General features: G+C 69.5%; 15 protein-coding genes. 13 read left to right on the forward strand and 2 right to left on the reverse strand.

The window, feature by feature from the left end:
- Positions 1-194 precede the first annotated feature (194 nt).
- The 11 genes from AB0C35_RS23825 (at position 195) to AB0C35_RS23875 (ending at position 10,890) form a co-directional block, all read left to right on the forward strand.
- A complete protein-coding gene (locus AB0C35_RS23825; protein WP_358459424.1) occupies positions 195-1,388 on the forward strand; it encodes a histidine kinase in 1,194 nt (397 codons plus the stop codon).
- An 85-nt stretch (positions 1,389-1,473) separates the two neighbouring features.
- Positions 1,474-2,256: a LytTR family DNA-binding domain-containing protein gene (locus AB0C35_RS23830; RefSeq protein ID WP_358459427.1), complete on the forward strand. Its 783-nt coding sequence runs from the start codon at positions 1,474-1,476 to the stop codon at positions 2,254-2,256.
- A 119-nt stretch (positions 2,257-2,375) separates the two neighbouring features.
- The gene (locus tag AB0C35_RS23835; protein ID WP_358459430.1) at positions 2,376-2,933 is read left to right on the forward strand and encodes a hypothetical protein; all 558 of its coding nucleotides are present in this window, start codon (positions 2,376-2,378) and stop codon (positions 2,931-2,933) included.
- Positions 2,930-4,657, forward strand: coding sequence for a cation acetate symporter (locus AB0C35_RS23840; RefSeq protein ID WP_358459432.1), 1,728 nt, complete (start codon positions 2,930-2,932; stop codon positions 4,655-4,657). The genes AB0C35_RS23835 and AB0C35_RS23840 overlap by 4 nt, the downstream gene beginning before the upstream one ends.
- Before the next feature lie 157 nt (positions 4,658-4,814).
- Entirely contained in the window at positions 4,815-5,165 is a 351-nt protein-coding gene (locus tag AB0C35_RS23845) for a DUF485 domain-containing protein (RefSeq protein ID WP_358459435.1), read from the forward strand.
- The gene (locus AB0C35_RS23850) at positions 5,162-6,772 is read left to right on the forward strand and encodes a cation acetate symporter (RefSeq protein WP_358459438.1); all 1,611 of its coding nucleotides are present in this window, start codon (positions 5,162-5,164) and stop codon (positions 6,770-6,772) included. Before AB0C35_RS23845 ends, AB0C35_RS23850 begins: the two co-directional genes overlap by 4 nt.
- A 552-nt stretch (positions 6,773-7,324) precedes the next feature.
- Positions 7,325-8,854, forward strand: coding sequence for an ATP-binding protein (locus tag AB0C35_RS23855; protein ID WP_358459441.1), 1,530 nt, complete (start codon positions 7,325-7,327; stop codon positions 8,852-8,854).
- 29 nt (positions 8,855-8,883) lie between these two features.
- Entirely contained in the window at positions 8,884-9,318 is a 435-nt protein-coding gene (locus AB0C35_RS23860) for a roadblock/LC7 domain-containing protein (RefSeq protein ID WP_358459443.1), read from the forward strand.
- A complete protein-coding gene (locus tag AB0C35_RS23865; protein WP_358459446.1) occupies positions 9,315-9,680 on the forward strand; it encodes a DUF742 domain-containing protein in 366 nt (121 codons plus the stop codon). Before AB0C35_RS23860 ends, AB0C35_RS23865 begins: the two co-directional genes overlap by 4 nt.
- Positions 9,661-10,242 (forward strand): ATP/GTP-binding protein, encoded by a 582-nt coding sequence (locus tag AB0C35_RS23870; RefSeq protein ID WP_358459449.1) that lies wholly within the window; start codon positions 9,661-9,663, stop codon positions 10,240-10,242. Before AB0C35_RS23865 ends, AB0C35_RS23870 begins: the two co-directional genes overlap by 20 nt.
- Positions 10,243-10,302: 60 nt before the next feature.
- A complete protein-coding gene (locus AB0C35_RS23875) occupies positions 10,303-10,890 on the forward strand; it encodes a GAF domain-containing protein (RefSeq protein ID WP_358459453.1) in 588 nt (195 codons plus the stop codon).
- Between the two features lie 12 nt (positions 10,891-10,902).
- Here AB0C35_RS23875 and AB0C35_RS23880 read toward each other — a convergent pair whose 3' ends face one another.
- Both AB0C35_RS23880 and AB0C35_RS23885 read right to left on the reverse strand, forming a co-directional pair.
- Positions 10,903-12,423, reverse strand: a complete 1,521-nt coding sequence (locus tag AB0C35_RS23880) for an acyl-CoA dehydrogenase family protein (RefSeq protein ID WP_358459456.1) — start codon at positions 12,421-12,423, stop codon at positions 10,903-10,905.
- Between the two features lie 386 nt (positions 12,424-12,809).
- Positions 12,810-13,703 (reverse strand): AraC family transcriptional regulator, encoded by an 894-nt coding sequence (locus AB0C35_RS23885; protein ID WP_358459459.1) that lies wholly within the window; start codon positions 13,701-13,703, stop codon positions 12,810-12,812.
- A gap of 98 nt (positions 13,704-13,801) precedes the next feature.
- On the opposite strand from AB0C35_RS23885, the gene AB0C35_RS23890 reads away from it, so the two are divergent.
- Both AB0C35_RS23890 and AB0C35_RS23895 read left to right on the forward strand, forming a co-directional pair.
- Positions 13,802-14,740 carry a sugar ABC transporter permease gene (locus tag AB0C35_RS23890; RefSeq protein WP_358459462.1) on the forward strand — a complete coding sequence of 313 codons (939 nt, stop codon included), beginning with the start codon at positions 13,802-13,804 and terminating at the stop codon, positions 14,738-14,740.
- Complete coding sequence (locus tag AB0C35_RS23895) at positions 14,737-15,558, forward strand: carbohydrate ABC transporter permease (RefSeq protein ID WP_358459465.1); 822 nt, start codon at positions 14,737-14,739, stop codon at positions 15,556-15,558. Before AB0C35_RS23890 ends, AB0C35_RS23895 begins: the two co-directional genes overlap by 4 nt.

The following is a 15,558-nucleotide window of genomic DNA, read 5'->3' on the forward strand; positions in this document are numbered from 1 at the left end:
CTATGTCGGACATTCACAAGTGATCAGCTTCACATTTTCAGTACTGAGACTGCAAATGTCGTGGAATATGCGGTCAAGGCCGACATAACTCCCAAAAGATGTCGAAACGCCGGGCTGCAATGCCCGGTGCGCGACGTCGCGAGCTCTGCGCGATGCGCCGGTGAGGACGTGGCCCGGCGGCGTAGATTTGCGGGATGAACGTGGTCATTGCCGTCACCGCGACGCTGCTGGTGACGTGGATTCCGGCGCTGGTGTGGTGGCGGCGGCAGGGCCGCGGCGGTGACCTCGGCGGGCCCGCGCGGCGCGCGACGTTCGAGACGCTGCACACCGCGTCCCGGGCTGCGCCCGCGTTCCGGGCCGGGCTGACCGAGCAGGGCGCGCAGAAGGCCGCGCGGCAGCTCCGTGCGCTGCTGGACTGCGCCGCCCTGGCGATCACCGACGGGGAGCGGCTGCTGGCCTGGGACGGGGAGCACGACCACCACGCCGACGAGGGCCCCAAGCACGCCGAGGTCACGCTGGGCAGCGGGCGCACCCAGGTGCACGACGTGGCCTGCGACCGGCTGGACTGCCCGATCCGGCGGGTCGTGGTGGTGCCGCTCGCCACCGACGACCGCGTGGTCGGGACGCTCGCCGCCTACGGGGAGGACATCCCCGCCGGGCTCATCCGCGCCGCCGAGGAGGTGGCCCAGTGGGTGGACGCGCAGCTCGAACTGGCCGAACTCGACCATTCGCGGACCCTGCTGATGGAGGCGGAGATGCGGGCGCTGCGGGCGCAGATCTCGCCGCACTTCATCTACAACTCGCTGACCACCATCGCCTCGTTCGTCCGTTCCGACCCCGAACGGGCCAGGGAGCTGCTGCTGGAGTTCGCCGGGTTCACCCGCTACTCGTTCCGGCGGCACGGCGACTTCACCACGCTGGCCGAGGAGCTTCGCTCCATCGACCGGTATCTGCTGCTCCAGCGGGCCCGGTTCGGGGAGCAGTTGCGGGTGACCCTGCGGATCGCGCCCGAGGTGCTGCCGGTCGCCGTGCCGTTCCTGTGCCTGCAGCCGCTCGTGGAGAACGCCGTCCGGCACGGCCTGCAGGACAGGTCGGAGCCCGGCGTCATCACGATCGTCGCCGAGGACGCCGGGTCCGACTGCGTGATCAGCGTGGAGGACGACGGGATCGGCATGGACCCGGACGACGTCCGGCGGCTGCTCGCCGGCGAGGTGCGCCCGCTGACCGACGACGGCGACGCGGCCGGGATCGGGCTCGCCAACGTCGACGACCGGCTGCGGCAGGTGTACGGCGACGAATACGGGCTCGCCGTGGAGACCGGACCGGGCGCCGGCACGAAAGTGACCGTGCGCGTCCCGAAGTACAAGCCCGGCGTGACGGCGTCCTGAGGCAGGGTGTCCGTGCGCGTGCCCGAGTACGGGCCCGGCGTGACCGCGTCCTGAGCTCTTGACTCTCGGGCGTGCATTGACTGGAATGTCCGTGCTACGTGGGAAGGACGGTGTCGTGGGCCTACGTGTCCTGGCCGTGGACGACGAGGCGCCCGCGCTGGACGACCTCGTCCACCTGCTGAGCGCCCACCCGCGGATCGGGGAGATCCACACCGCCCGGGACGGCGCCGCCGCGCTGCGCAAACTCGACCGGGCCCTCGCGGACGGGCGGCCCATCGCCGCGGTCTTCCTCGACATCCGGATGCCCGGCCTGGACGGCACCGTCCTCGGCCGGGTGCTGGCCCAGTTCGCCCGCGCGCCGAAGATCGTCTTCGTCACCGCCTACGAGGGCCACGCCGTCGACGCGTTCGAGATCAAGGCGACGGACTACATCCTCAAGCCCGTCCGCCCCGAGCGGCTGAACGAGGCCATCAGGCGCGTGACCGAGGCCACCGGCGAGGACGACGACGAGCCCGCGGACCCGGCCGAGCCCGAGCCGATGCCCGTCGAACTGGGCGGGGTCACCCGGTTCGTCACCCCCGCCGAGGTGCTGTACGTCGAGGCGCAGGGCGACTACGCGCGGCTGCACACCTCCGCAGGAAGCCACCTGGTGCGCATCCCGCTGGCCGCGCTGAGCGAACGCTGGACGGGCGCCGGGTTCGTCCGGGTGCACCGCAGCCACCTGGTCGCGCTGTCGGCGATCAAGGAGCTGCGGCTGGACTCGGGGCGCTGCACCGTCCTGGTCGGCGACACGGAGCTGCCGGTGAGCCGCAGGCACGTGCGTGAGCTGCGCGACCTGCTCGTGCGCAGGGCGAGGCGGTCCCCCTGAGCCCCGGCGAGCCCGCCGCCGGCGAGCCGCCTCCCACCGGGCCGGGCCCCGGCGGGCCGACCCCCGGCGAGCCCGGCCCGGGCGAGCGGCCGCCCGGAATCGCACCCGGCCGGGTCCTGGTGACCGGGCCGCGGACCCGGGCCGTCCGCCGGCCCCGCTACCCCGTCACCCGGGAGATCGACGAGCAGACCGGGCTCGGCGAGGCGTACATGCGCTCGCTGCTGCGCACCCAGCTCCGGCTCGCACTCGGGCTCTGCCTGGTGCTGGCCGCCGTGGTGATCGGGCTGCCGCTGCTGTTCGTCCTGGCCCCCGAAGTGCGCGAGCAGGAACTGCTCGGCCTGCCGCTGCCGTGGGTGGTGCTCGGCGGCCTGATCTACCCCTGGTTCGTCGGCTGCGGCTGGTGGTACGTCCGGCAGGCCGAACGCAACGAAGACGACTTCGCCGACCTGGTCGACCGAACCCCGGCCTTCAACGACCCACCCACACCAGGTGACATGCCCACACCAGGTGACGTGCTGGCCACCGGTGATGTGCCCGTGCCCGGTGACGTGCCGGTGCCCGGTGACATGCCCGCCTCCGGCGACGCGCCCGCCTCCGGTGACGTGCCGGTGCCCGGTGACGCGCCCGTTGCCGGTGACATGCCCGCCTCCGGTGACGCGTCTGCCGGGCGGCCATGAACGCCGCCTATGGGCTCGCCGGGGTCCTGCTGGTCGTCGTCGCCACCATCCTCATCGGCGTGCTCGGGCGCATCTCCCGCACCACCTCCGACTTCTACGTGGCGTCCCGCACGGTCACGCCGCTGCGCAACGCGTCCGCGATCGGCGGCGAGTACCTGTCGGCCGCGTCGTTCCTCGGCATCGCCGGGCTCATCCTCGCCTACGGCGCCGACATGCTGTGGCTCCCCGTCGGCTGGACGGGCGGCTACCTCGTCCTGCTCGTCCTGGTGTCGGCGCCGCTGCGCCGCTCCGGCGCGTACACGCTGCCCGACTTCGCCGAGGCGCGGCTGGAGTCCATGTCGGTGCGCCGCGTCGCCAGCATCCTCGTCGTGCTGATCAGCTGGCTGTACCTGCTGCCCCAGTTCCAGAGCGCCGGGCTGGTGCTGCGGACGGTGACGGGCTGGCCGGTGTGGACGGGCGGCGTCCTCGTCGCCGTCGTCGTCGCCGTCAACGTGCTCGTCGGCGGCATGCGCAGCGTCACGCTCGTCCAGGCGTTCCAGTACTGGATGAAGCTCACCGCGCTCGCCGTCCCGCTGATCTTCCTGCTGCTGGCCTGGCGGTACGACGGCGCGCCCGGCCTGTCGGGGGACACGCCGCCGCGGTTCGCCGACCGCACCACCGTCTCCGTCGGCCTCGCCGTCACCGTCGACGTCGCCACGCCCGTCCAGGTCGTCGTGGACGGGCGGGTGGACGGGCAGCCCTACAAGGCGGCCCCGGTCACCCTGACCCTGGGGTCGCATCACATCGCGCAGAACACGTCCGTCACCTTCCCCGCCGGCGCCGACGTGCCGCACGTGACCGGCAGGCCCGTCACCACCGACCACGAGTGGGCGATGCCGCTGGACGGCCGTCCCCACTCCCTCTACGCCACGTACTCGCTGATCCTCGCCACGTTCCTCGGGACGATGGGGCTCCCGCACGTCCTCGTGCGCTTCTACACCAACCCCGACGGGCGGGCCGCGCGCCGCACGACCGTGATGGTGCTGTCCCTGCTCGGCGCCTTCTACCTGCTCCCCGCCGTGTACGGGGCGCTCGGGCGCCTCTACACCCCCGAACTGCTGATGACGGGACGCGCCGACGCCGTCGTCCTCACCCTCCCCGGGCGGCTCATCGGCGGCGCGGGCGGCGACCTCCTCGGCGCGCTGGTGACCGGCGGCGCGGTCGCGGCGTTCCTGTCGACCTCGTCCGGGATCACCGTGTCCGTCGCCGGGGTGATCGCGCAGGACATCCTGCGCGGCGGGGTGCGGTCGTTCCGCGCCGGCACGCTGCTCGCCCTCGTCGTCCCCCTCACGCTGGCGATCACGGCCCGGTCGCTCCCCGTCGCCGACGTCGTCGGGCTGGCGTTCGCCGTCGCCGCGTCCACGTTCTGCCCGCTGCTGGTCCTCGGTGTCTGGTGGCGGAGGCTGACCGTGCCGGGCGCGCTCGCCGGCCTCGCCACCGGCGGCGTCCTCGCGGGCACCGCGGTGATCGTGACGATCGCGGCCGGGCCGCCGGGCGGGCTCATCGGCGCGCTGCTCGCCGAACCCGCCGCCTGGACGGTCCCCGTCGCGTTCGCGACCATGATCGTCGTGTCGTGGTGCACACCGGGGCGGGTGCCGCCCGGCGTCGCGCGCATGATGGTGCGCCTGCACACTCCGGAGTCGCTCGCCGTCGACCGCGGAACGTGGCGACCGAAACGGGTGTGACCGTTCATCGCGTCAAACGAACCGTTCACCGACGGGGCTCGCAGACCGGCGACGATGAACGGCAGCTGACCGCAGCCCCGCGCCCGCCCCCTCGATCGTCCCCGGCCCCCGTCCATACCGTGGCGCGTGACCGGCGTCACAAAAGAGGAGGGCGGTCGTGTCCGTCGATAAGAACGCCTCCGGCACCGTATATGAACGGTTCCAGAGCACCACGGAGTTCCAGGATCTCCGGCGAAGAGTCCGCAGCTTCGCCTTTCCGATGACCGCGGCGTTCCTCGCTTGGTATCTGCTCTACGTCGTGCTGTCGGGGTGGGCGCGCGGCTTCATGGGCAAGGAACTCGGCCCGTTCAACGTCGCCCTGTATTTCGGGCTCCTGCAGTTCGTGTCGACGTTCGGCATCGCGTGGCTGTACTCGCGGCGCGCCGAACGCCGTCTGGACCCGCTGGCCAAGCAGATCCGCGAGGCCATCGAAGCGGAGGAAGCCAAGGCCGAGGAGGACGTTCGATGAGCCATGAGACCCTCTCGATCATCCTCTTCGTGACCTTCGTGGCGGCGACGCTCGCGATCACCGTCTGGGCGAGCCGCAACACCAAGGACGCCACCGACTTCTACGCCGGCGGACGTGCGTTCTCCGGCGCGCAGAACGGCCTCGCGATCGGCGGCGACTACATGTCCGCCGCGTCGTTCCTCGGCATCGCCGGGCTGATCGCGCTGTACGGCTATGACGGGTTCCTGTATTCGATCGGGTTCCTCGTCGCGTGGCTCGTGGCGCTGCTGCTGATCGCGGAACTCATGCGGAACTCGGGCCGGTTCACGATGGCGGACGTGCTGGCGTTCCGGATGAGCCCGCGTCCCGTCCGCACCGCCGCCGGCGTCTCCACCATCGTCGTGTCGATCTTCTACCTGCTGGCGCAGATGGTCGGCGCGGGCGCCCTGGTCTCGCTGCTGTTCGGCTTCGACAGCGAGTTCGCCAAGGGCGCCACGATCGCGATGGTCGGCGTCCTGATGATCGTGTACGTCGTGTTCGGCGGCATGAAGGGCACCACCTGGGTCCAGATCGTCAAGGCGTGCCTGCTGATGACCGGCGCGGCCCTCATCGTGGTGCTGGTCCTCGCCGAGTCCGGCTTCAACCTGTCGAGCCTGCTGAACGACGCGGCCCAGCAGAGCGGCAAGGGCGACGCCTTCCTGGAGCCCGGCCTGCGGTACGGCACCGAGGAGCAGGGCCTGTCCGGCAAGCTCGACCTGATCAGCCTCGGCCTCGCGCTTGTCCTCGGCACCGCCGGGCTGCCGCACATCCTGATCCGCTTCTACACCGTCCCGACGGCCCGCGACGCCCGCAAGTCCGTCATGTGGGGCATCGGGATCATCGGCGTCTTCTACCTGTTCAGCCTGGTCCTCGGCTTCGGTGCCGCCGCCCTGGTGGGCAGTGAGGAGATCGCCGCGGAGAACGCGGCCGGCAACACCGCCGCGCCGCAGCTCGCCGAACGCGTCGGCGAACTCGTGTTCGGCTCCGCGGGCGGCACGATCCTGCTGGCGGTGATCGCGGCGGTCGCGTTCGCGACGATCCTGGCGGTCGTGTCCGGCCTCACCCTGGCGTCGTCCTCGTCCTTCTCCCACGACTTGTACGCCCACGTGTTCCGCAGGGGCAAGGCCACCGAGCGGGACGAGGTCCGCGTCGCGCGCATCTCCGCGTTCGTCATCGGCGCCGTCGCGATCGTCCTCGGCATCTACGCCCAGCGCCTCAACGTGGCGTTCCTCGTCGCCCTGGCGTTCGCCGTCGCCGCGTCCGGGAACCTGCCCGCGATCATCTACAGCCTGTTCTGGAAGCGGTTCAACACCGCGGGCGCCGTCTCCGCCATCTACGGCGGCCTCGGCTCGGCGATCTTCCTGGTCGCCTTCTCCCCGGTCGTCTCCGGCTCCGAGAAGGCCCTGTTCACCGACTCCGACTGGAGCTGGTTCCCGCTGAGCAACCCGGGGATCATCTCCATCCCGTTCGGCTTCCTGTGCGGGTTCGTCGGGGCCTTCCTCAGCAAGGAGTACAACGCGGAGAAGTACGCCGAGATCGAAGTCCGCTCCCTCACGGGCGCGGGCGCCGAGGTGGCGAGCAAGCACTGAGAGACCCGGCCGCGCGGGCGACCGTCGCCCGGTCCCGCGCGGCCCGCGGCCCCGCCCCCCGCCCCGGGGCGGGGCCGCCCCCTTTCGGGCCGCCGGGTCACGTGCATTGGTCCGTTACCGGCTGCCCGTTCCGTCCTTTTCAGTCGTCCTTTTCGCAGAACGTCTTTTTCGGGCCGGGGATGACGGCCGTCGCGTTGGGCGAAAACAAGGACATTTCCGGACGGATTACCAAATAGCACCCTCGGGTCCTTGGAATCTCAGCAATCCGTACCTGCTCGATGAGGCGTTGTGTCAGCCTAGATACGAGCTGTACACGTATGAGTACGCATTACTCAGAATCGTGATCTCGCTGAAGACGCCCCGAGGACGCCGATGCCTGACTTCTTCGAACCTGCCGCCGGGACCGCGCACCAGGACGCCCGACGAGCCGGCAGGTCCCTGACCCGTGGTAAACGCCGGCGGAGCAGTGGGCGACAGAGCGGCATGCGTGCCTTTCACCTGTCCATTTCCGTCGTTCCCGCTGCCATTGTGGGGGTCCTCGGGCTCGCCGCCGTGGCGGTTCTGTACGACGGCGACGCCCTGAGCCGCCAGACGCGCCTGGCGCTGGTCATGGCGGCCGCGGGGGTCGTGATCGTCTTGGCGGCCGCCGCCGTGGCGGCGGAGGCGGCGACCCGCCGGGTCCATCAGCAGCACGCCCAATCGACCGTCCACATGCAGCGGCGGCTCGGCGAGCTGGGGTTCTTGATCGCCCGCGGCCGGCGGGACCTGCAGAGGCTGGCCGACGGGCTCGGCGCCGGCGAGAAGCCCGCACCGTGCCGTGAAGATCTTCCCGTCCCCGACAACGGCGACGCCGTCGTCCTCCTGACGTACGAACTGCAGAGGGCGCAGAGTGCGGCCTGGAACACCATGCTCGCCGTCGCGAGCCGCGAACCCGCCGGCGACGTCGGCCGGCGTGTCGGCGTCTACGTCAACCTCGCCCGGCGGATGCAGTCACTGTCCCATCGGGCCATCCAGGGACTCGACGACCTGGAGAACCAGGTCGAGGATCCGGACCTCCTCAAAGGCCTGTTCAAGGTAGACCACCTCAACACCCGACTGCGCCGCCAGGCCGAGAGCCTCGCCGTGCTCGGCGGCACCCCGTCACGCCGCAAATGGACCAAGCCGGTGACCGTGTACGAGGTGCTGCGCTCGGCCATCGCCGAGGTGGAGTACTACAACCGGGTCAAGGTGGTGCCGCCCATCGACGGGAACCTGCACGGCGGTGCGGTCGCGGACATCGTCCATCTGCTGGCCGAGCTCATCGAGAACGCGACCAAGTTCTCCCCGCCGCAGACGCAGGTGCTCATCCGCGTCGAGACCGTCAGCGCGGGTCTGGCCATCGAGGTCGAGGACCGCGGCCTCGGCATTCCGCGGGGAGACCAGCGGCGGCTGAACTCCCTGCTCGCCGACCCCGATCGGGCCGACACCGAGGAACTGCTGAAGGACGGGCGCATCGGACTCCTGGTGGTCTCCGCGCTCGCCCGCCGCCACAAGACCCGCGTCCAGCTCCAGGGCAATGTCTACGGCGGCACGCAGGCCATCGTCGTCATCCCCAAGGAACTGGACGGGAGCGAAACGGAGGAGGCCGAGGTACGGCCCCAGGCGGCAGCGGTGCGCCCCCGGCCCACGCAGCCGCTGGCCGCGAGCACATCGGCGCCCACCGCGGACGAGGCCGCCGACCGCCCGCCCGCACCCGCACCCGCGCCGGCGCCTGCGTCCACGTCCGCCGTGCCTGCGCCCGCGTCCGTGCCTGCGCCCGCGACTGCGCAGCCGTCCGGCTCGTCGGCCGGCGTGCCGGCCCCCGGCACCGAACCGGCCCCCGGCATCGAGCCGACGTTTCAGGCGGTCGCCGGTGAACGGCCGCCGTTGCCGCAACGCCAGGCCCAGACCCATCTGGCGCCCGAACTGGCCACCGCCCCCGCCCTCCCCGAGGACGAGCAGGAGATCGAACACAATCCCGGATTGATGGCGGCATTTCAGAAGGGCCTGCGCAGCGCTCAGGAGAATGACGGCGCTGCGGCCGGTTCCGACGGTGCGAACTGACGAGCGTCATGAATGATAAGGAGCGTCCATTGAGTGCTGTCTCCCCAAACCAGGCTCAGGACCTTGCTTGGCTGTTGCGGGGGCTGGGCGAGGAGGTTCCGCACATACGCGGCAGCGTGCTGCTGACCTCCGACGGCATGCTGAAGGCGGCGGACGGTTTCGACCGCACCAGTGCGGAACAGTTCGCCGCGCTCGCATCGGGTCTCTTCTCCATCGCACGCAGCGCCGGAACGAAATTCGACGGCGCCAACGAGGTGCGGCAGGTGGTGGCGGAGCTCAAGTCCAGCCAGCTGTTCATCTCCTGGGCCGGTTTCAATTCCGTGCTGGCGGTGCTGGCGGCGGCGGAGGCCGACCCGGCCATCGTCGGTTTGGAGATGGCCCGGCTGATCAAGTCCGTGCAGCCCTTCCTGCACACCGCGGCACGGTCGACGGCCACGACGATCAATGGAAATCCATCGACATGACGGCCGGTGACGACGATTTCTGGCTCGACGAAGACGCCGGGCCGCTGATACGCCCGTACACGGTGACCGCCGGCCGCACCCGTCCGACCGTCGACCTGGACCTGCTGTCCCTGGTGGTGGCGACCGACCGGCTTCCGCCGGCCATGGATCCGGAGCATGCCAAGGCGCTCGCGCTGTGCCGCGCACCGACTTCGGTCGCCGAGGTCGCGGCGCATCTGCGCCTTCCCGTGATGGTCACCAAGATCGTTCTCTCCGATCTGGTCGACCGCCGGGCGATGACCACACACGCGGCGCATTCCGCGACAGATCCAACCGACCGAGCTCTTTTGGAGAAACTGCTCGATGGCCTACAGCGAGCCTGAGCCGCCCCCCACCCAGGTCAAGATCCTCATAGCGGGTGGATTCGGCGTCGGAAAGACGACGTTCGTCGGCGCCGTGAGCGAGATCGAACCGCTGAGCACCGAGGAACTCATCACCGAGGCCAGTGCCGGCATCGACCACCTCGGAGGAGTGGAGGAGAAGGCCACCACCACCGTTGCGCTGGACTTCGGCAGGATCACGATCGAGCAGCACGGGATCGTGCTCTACCTGTTCGGAACGCCCGGACAGCGGCGTTTCTGGTTCCTGTGGAACGAGTTGTCCGCCGGAGCGCTGGGCGCCATCGTCCTCGCCGACACCCGTCGCCTCGAAGACTGCTTCGAGGCCGTCGACTTCTTCGAGAGCCGGGGAACCCGGTTCCTCGTCGCAGTGAACGAGTTCGACGACGCGTTCCGCTACGTACCCGATGAAGTGCGAGGCGCCCTCGGACTCGGCCCGCAGGTGCCGATCGTCCTGTGCGACGCGCGGGACCGCTCCTCCGCCATTTCGGCGCTCAAAGCCCTGATCCTTCATCTTCTCGCAGCCGCCCCATCCGCCTCCGCCTGACGCGGACCGCACGAATTTCCATGCCCGCCACCGCACACACGTCCCCACCTGGAGGTCCCCGTGACGTATCAGTTCAGTGACCAGGCATACGAACTCCCCACCCGTCCTCTGATCCCGCCCGACCAGGAGGCATCCCAGCGTGCGGCGCGACTGCGAGAGCTCGGTCTGGGGCAGGCACGGGAAGGCGAATTCGATGAGTTCGCCCATGCGGTCGCCCTGGACGCGCAGCAACTCGCGGGGCTCCCCGCCACACCGGTGGCCTTCGTGAACCTCGTCGGCGACGATCAGTTCATCGGCGGCGTCTACGCGCCCCCGGCCGCCGCGGCCGTCGTGGAGGGGGTCCTCGGCGCGAGGATCCCCCTCAACGCCGGCTACTGCCCGCATGTCGTCGTCCGGCGCAAGGCGCTGATCCTCGACGACGTTCTCGACTACCCGCGTTTCGCCGGGAACCCGATCGTCGACAAGCTCATGGTCCGGAGCTACGCCGGAGCTCCGCTGACGGACCGCACGGGCACGGTTCTCGGCACGATCTGCGTCGTGGACAGCGAACCGCGCCCGTGGGGCAAGGCCGGACTGGACCTCATGAAGCGGAGGGCGGCCGAACTGGTCGACCGCATACACCGCCGCGAGGGCCTGCCCGGCCAGTAGCGCGGTACGTCGTCAGTCGCCGACGTCAGTCGCCGCTTCGGCCCAGCCCAGGTCATGCCGGAGCGGGAACGGGTCGCGAGGCCCGTGTCGGGCCGGCTGCGCCGCGCCGCCGCTGTCGAGCACTCCGGTGGCCAGCAAGCGGAACTCCGCGGCCACACCGGCGATGTCGTTCCGGAGGAACTCGATGGCGGACCGGACCCTGCCGGGGTCGGCACCCGTCTCAGCGGCCCATTCGAGGACCCGGCCGACCGCGAACAGGTACGCGACGGCGCGGCCGGCCAGGACCTGACGTGCCTGGTCCAGGCGCTGGTCGAGGAAGCTCAGGTCCGCCTGGAGCGCCGCGACGCCGGACGCCGTGAGCGGCCATTCGGCCAGGAATCCGCTGAGGGGCCGGCCGGCCCGCCGGGTCAGGCAGTGTGCCGCGAGTTGCTGACTGAGCATGTCGTTGTTGCCGTCGAAAATGGTGAAGACCCGTGAGTCCAGGAACGCCTGACCGGCGATGTTGGTGGGCGATCCGCAGCGGTACCCTTCACCGCCGGTCAGCTGCTGGTAATGCTGTGCCGCACTGACGATCCGCTCGGTGGCGACGGTTTTGAGGGCTTGGACCGCCGGAAAGGCGGGAGTCATGTCGTCCCTGAAGTCCAACTCCGTTTCCACGTAGTGGTTGAGCGCCTCGCAGATGGTGAGGGAAGTGTCGATCGCGGCGAGCCTGTAGTTCACGAAGCCGATCTTGGATTGCGGCTTCCGCCCTATCTGACGGCCTTCGGTGTAGGTGTGCGCCTCGCGGCTGATACGGCGGAGGAATCCGGCTCCCGCCGCCGCAAGCAGCGTCCGCGACACCATGAACAAGTCCACTGAGGTAAGGCCCGATTCCTCGGCGTCGATCCGGCGGTGCCGGGGGACGACCACGTCGATGTCGTTGACTCCGTAGTCGAGCAGCTTCAAGCCGAGGGCCTCGTACAGTTCGACGGTGCGGAATCCCTCGCTACGGTTGACGACGAAATAGCCGTACTCGCGGCGGTGTGCGCTTTTTGCGACGACCAGCCACCAGTGCGCGGTGGAACTGAGAGCCTGCCAGTGCTTGCGACCGCGGATTCGGTAGCCCCCGTCGACCTCCTCGAACGTGGTCGCCATGGCGGACAGGGCCGAGCCGGCGCCCGGTTCGGTGGCGGCGAGCCCGGCCATCAGCGGATCGCTGCCGGCGAACAGCGGCAGCATCTCCTGTTTGACCTCTTCTCCGGCCCACTTCACGACGGGCAGGAGGGCCAGTCCCGTGTTGACGATCACATATACGCCGAGTGCCAGGTTCCACTCGGATGCGATCTCCACGATCCGGCACATCTCGGCATGGCTGTCGCGGCCTCCGTACTGTTTGGGCAGGGTCGGAAGACGCACCCCGGCCCTCACCAGGAGCGCCCAGCCGTCGGGGGGAAGGTACTGCTGTGGATAGATCGCGGAATCGAACTTGGACGCGACCGCGTCGATCCCGGCGAGGAACTCGTCCGTCGACAGAGAAGGTAGATCATTCGTCATGGTGTCCGCTCTCAGGGGTCGGCCTGTCAGTGCAGGGGGAAGCCGTCAGTTTCCGGCGGTGCAGCGCACGTTGATGTCCGATTCACTGGTAACAGCAGACCAACGAACCACTTTCCGAAACGTCCATTTTCAAGGGCATACATCATCGTCAATCGTCTGGTCACGATGCACAAGGAACATCTGGCTTACCGCAAGTTTGAACTAATACCGCATACCTTGCGTGGCCTGCACACACTCGCCGCTCAGTGAGGCTTTTTCTCCCCAGCCGAAAGCCACCCGATCATGGTGTGGACGCCCGGTGACCAGGGCATGCCGCGGCCGGATCGCGCTTCCTTCCGGACGGGGGAGCCACCCGGTACCCGGCCTGACGCCCCGGCCCCACCGGCCTACATGCGGACGGTGTTGTGGGTGAAGCGGTGGCGGTAGGTGGAGGCGGGCAGGCCGTAGTGGGCCTTGAACCGGCGGGCGAAATAGTTCTGGTCGGCCCAGCCGACGGCCTGGCCGATCTGAGTGATCGACTGGTCGGTGTGGAGGAGGAGTGAGGCCGCCTTCTCCACGCGGTGCTGGGCCAGGTAGGTCATGGGCGGGAGACCGGTCGCCGACTTGAAGAGGCGTACCAGGTAGCCGGGTGTCAGGTGGAGCTGGTCGGCCAGTTCCGTCAGCGTCCACCGGTGGGCCGGGCGCGCTTCCAGGAGACGCATCGCCTGGACGACGGCGGGGTGCGTCGGCCCGGTGGAGTCGTCGCCGCGGTGTTCGGCGACGGCGCGTGCCAGGTGGCTGAGGAACAGGGTGAGGCGGCCGATGATGTCGCCGCGGTGCCGGTCGATGGGGGCCTGGCCGAGGCGGTCGAGGCCGTCGAGGTGAACGACGGACGCCTTGAGCGCTTGTGCGTCGAGGCGGGTCACGAGCATTCCGCGGCGCTGCATGGAGTTGGGGCCCGTCCACAGGAGGTATCCGAGGAGGGGGTCCTCGCGGGTCCAGGCGAGTTCGCGCTGCAGTAGCTCGGTGCTGAAGCAGCAGTTGTAAACGTCGAGGCGTGTGCAGTCCTCGTAGCCGTGCCAGACGCCGGGGCGGAGCAGGATCACCTCTCCGACCTGGAGCCTGCGGCGTCCGTCCAGGGAGCGGTGGACGCCGCGGCCGCCGATGACGACGGCGATCTCCACGAAGCTGTGCGTGTGGACGGGGTGGTCCCCGTCGTGGATGTAGTGCCCGGCATAGGCGAGTGAACCGTCGGTGAAGTACAGCAGGCTCTTGGCCGTGCCGACCTGGGGCGGGTCCATGCCGGGCACACTAGCGCGGCCCCCGAGGTGAATTTTGTGCTAGCGGAGGTCCATTCTGGGCTATCGGGCCAGGTGGATGCGGGCGCACGATCCATCGCATGAACCAGCATCTTCACCTGGCCGGCGTCGTGCCCCGACGGCGGCGGCACACGGCGCGAAGACCGCGTCCGCTGGGACGGCCACCAGGATGGTTCGTGCTGCCGGCGCTGGCCCTCTACGTCTTCGTGGTGCTCGTGCCGAGCGTCCAGGGCGCCGGGCTGGCGTTCACCGACTGGGACGGGCTGAGCCCGGTGAAGCACTTCGTCGGCCTGGACAACTTCCGGGAGATGCTGAAGGACCCGGCGGCGCGCGGCGCGCTGAGGCAGACGCTGATCATCGCGGCGGCGGTCACGGTCGTGCAGAACGGGATCGGGCTGCTTCTGGCGCTGGGCGTTCACAGTCGGATCAGGAGCCGGTTCGTGCTGCGCGTCCTGCTGTTCGCGCCGGCGGTGATGACGCCGGTCGTCACCGCGGCGCTGTGGAAGTACATGCTGGCGCCCGAGGGGGCGCTGAACGGCCTTTTCGGTGCCGTCGGACTGGACGGGCTGCGGCAGAACTGGCTGGGGGACCCCGATCTGGCGCTCGCCAGCGTCATCGGGGTGATCGTCTGGCAGTTCTCCGGGTACTCGATGGTCATCTTCCTGGCCGGGCTCCAGGGAATCCCGGACGAGGTCTACGAGGCGGCGGCGGTCGACGGCGCCGGGGCGTGGCGGCGGTTCCGCAGCGTCGTCCTTCCGCTGCTGGCGCCCGCGATGACCATCAACCTCATGCTGTCGGTCATCGGCGGCCTGAAGCTGTTCGACCAGGTGTGGGTGATGACGTCCGGCGGGCCCGGAACCGCGACCGAGACGCTTTCCACGCTCCTGTACAAGAACGCCTTCCAGTTCAACGAATACGGGTACAGCGTCGCCATCGCGATCGTGCTCACGGTCTTCGTCGCGGTCATCTCCAGCGGCCAGTACGGGTTGCTGCGCCGGCAGGAGAGGGCGGTCCGATGAACCGGTACACGGCGCTTACCCGGCTGCGCGAAATCGTGATGATCGCGGTCACCGCCGTGATGGTGTTTCCGCTGTACGTGCTGGTGAACCTGTCGCTCCGGGACCCGAAGGACGGCGGTTCGGTGATCGCGCCGACGACGTCACCGACGCTGGGCAACTACGCGGACGCCTGGCGGGAGGCGGGGCTGGCGGGCGCCGTCGTCAACAGCGTCGTCGTGACCGCGCTGAGCGTCCTGTTCATCGTCGTCGTGTCCGCGATGGCGGCGTATCCGCTGGCGCGGGTGACCGCGCGCTGGTCGCGGTGGCTCTTCCTGCTGGTGATGCTCGGCCTGCTGCTGCCGTTCCAGCTCTCCCTGCTCCCGCTCTACCAGACCATCCGTGACCTGCATCTGCTGGGCACGCTGTGGTCTCTCGTCCTGTTCTACAGCGGCCTTCAGATCCCCTTCGCGACGTTCCTGTACACCGGGTTTCTGCGGGCCGTCCCACGCGATTACGAGGAGGCGGCGCTCATCGACGGCGGAAGCCCGTTCCAGGTCTTCTGGCGTGTCGTCTTCCCCCTGCTGAGGCCCATCACCGGGACGGTCATCATCTTGAACGCGATCTTCATCTGGAACGACTTCCTCACCCCCTTCCTGTATCTGAGCGGCGGTGATCAGCAGACCATTCCGGTGGCGATCTTCGGATTCCTCGGCCAGTACGTCTCGCAGTGGAACCTCGTCTTCGCCGGCCTCGTCCTGGCGATGCTGCCGATCCTCGCCGTCTACTTCGTGATGCAGCGGCACATCATCAAGGGATTTGCCGGGGGGCTGAAGGGATGA

The sequence above is a fragment of the Spirillospora sp. NPDC048819 genome (assembly GCF_040650055.1).
GTDB lineage: Bacteria > Actinomycetota > Actinomycetes > Streptosporangiales > Streptosporangiaceae > Spirillospora.

What these genes read in the sequence shown, in the direction of transcription:
- AB0C35_RS23895 (WP_358459465.1), top strand. Translation starts at nt 14,737, where the DNA reads ATGAACCGGTACACGGCGCTTACCCGGCTGCGCGAAATCGTGATGATC.
- AB0C35_RS23850 (WP_358459438.1), top strand. Translation starts at nt 5,162, where the DNA reads ATGAGCCATGAGACCCTCTCGATCATCCTCTTCGTGACCTTCGTGGCG.
- AB0C35_RS23870 (WP_358459449.1), top strand. Translation starts at nt 9,661, where the DNA reads ATGGCCTACAGCGAGCCTGAGCCGCCCCCCACCCAGGTCAAGATCCTC.
- AB0C35_RS23830 (WP_358459427.1), top strand. Translation starts at nt 1,474, where the DNA reads ATGTCCGTGCTACGTGGGAAGGACGGTGTCGTGGGCCTACGTGTCCTG.
- AB0C35_RS23885 (WP_358459459.1), bottom strand. Translation starts at nt 13,703, where the DNA reads ATGGACCCGCCCCAGGTCGGCACGGCCAAGAGCCTGCTGTACTTCACC.
- AB0C35_RS23865 (WP_358459446.1), top strand. Translation starts at nt 9,315, where the DNA reads ATGACGGCCGGTGACGACGATTTCTGGCTCGACGAAGACGCCGGGCCG.
- AB0C35_RS23840 (WP_358459432.1), top strand. Translation starts at nt 2,930, where the DNA reads ATGAACGCCGCCTATGGGCTCGCCGGGGTCCTGCTGGTCGTCGTCGCC.
- AB0C35_RS23880 (WP_358459456.1), bottom strand. Translation starts at nt 12,423, where the DNA reads ATGACGAATGATCTACCTTCTCTGTCGACGGACGAGTTCCTCGCCGGG.
- AB0C35_RS23825 (WP_358459424.1), top strand. Translation starts at nt 195, where the DNA reads ATGAACGTGGTCATTGCCGTCACCGCGACGCTGCTGGTGACGTGGATT.
- AB0C35_RS23890 (WP_358459462.1), top strand. Translation starts at nt 13,802, where the DNA reads ATGAACCAGCATCTTCACCTGGCCGGCGTCGTGCCCCGACGGCGGCGG.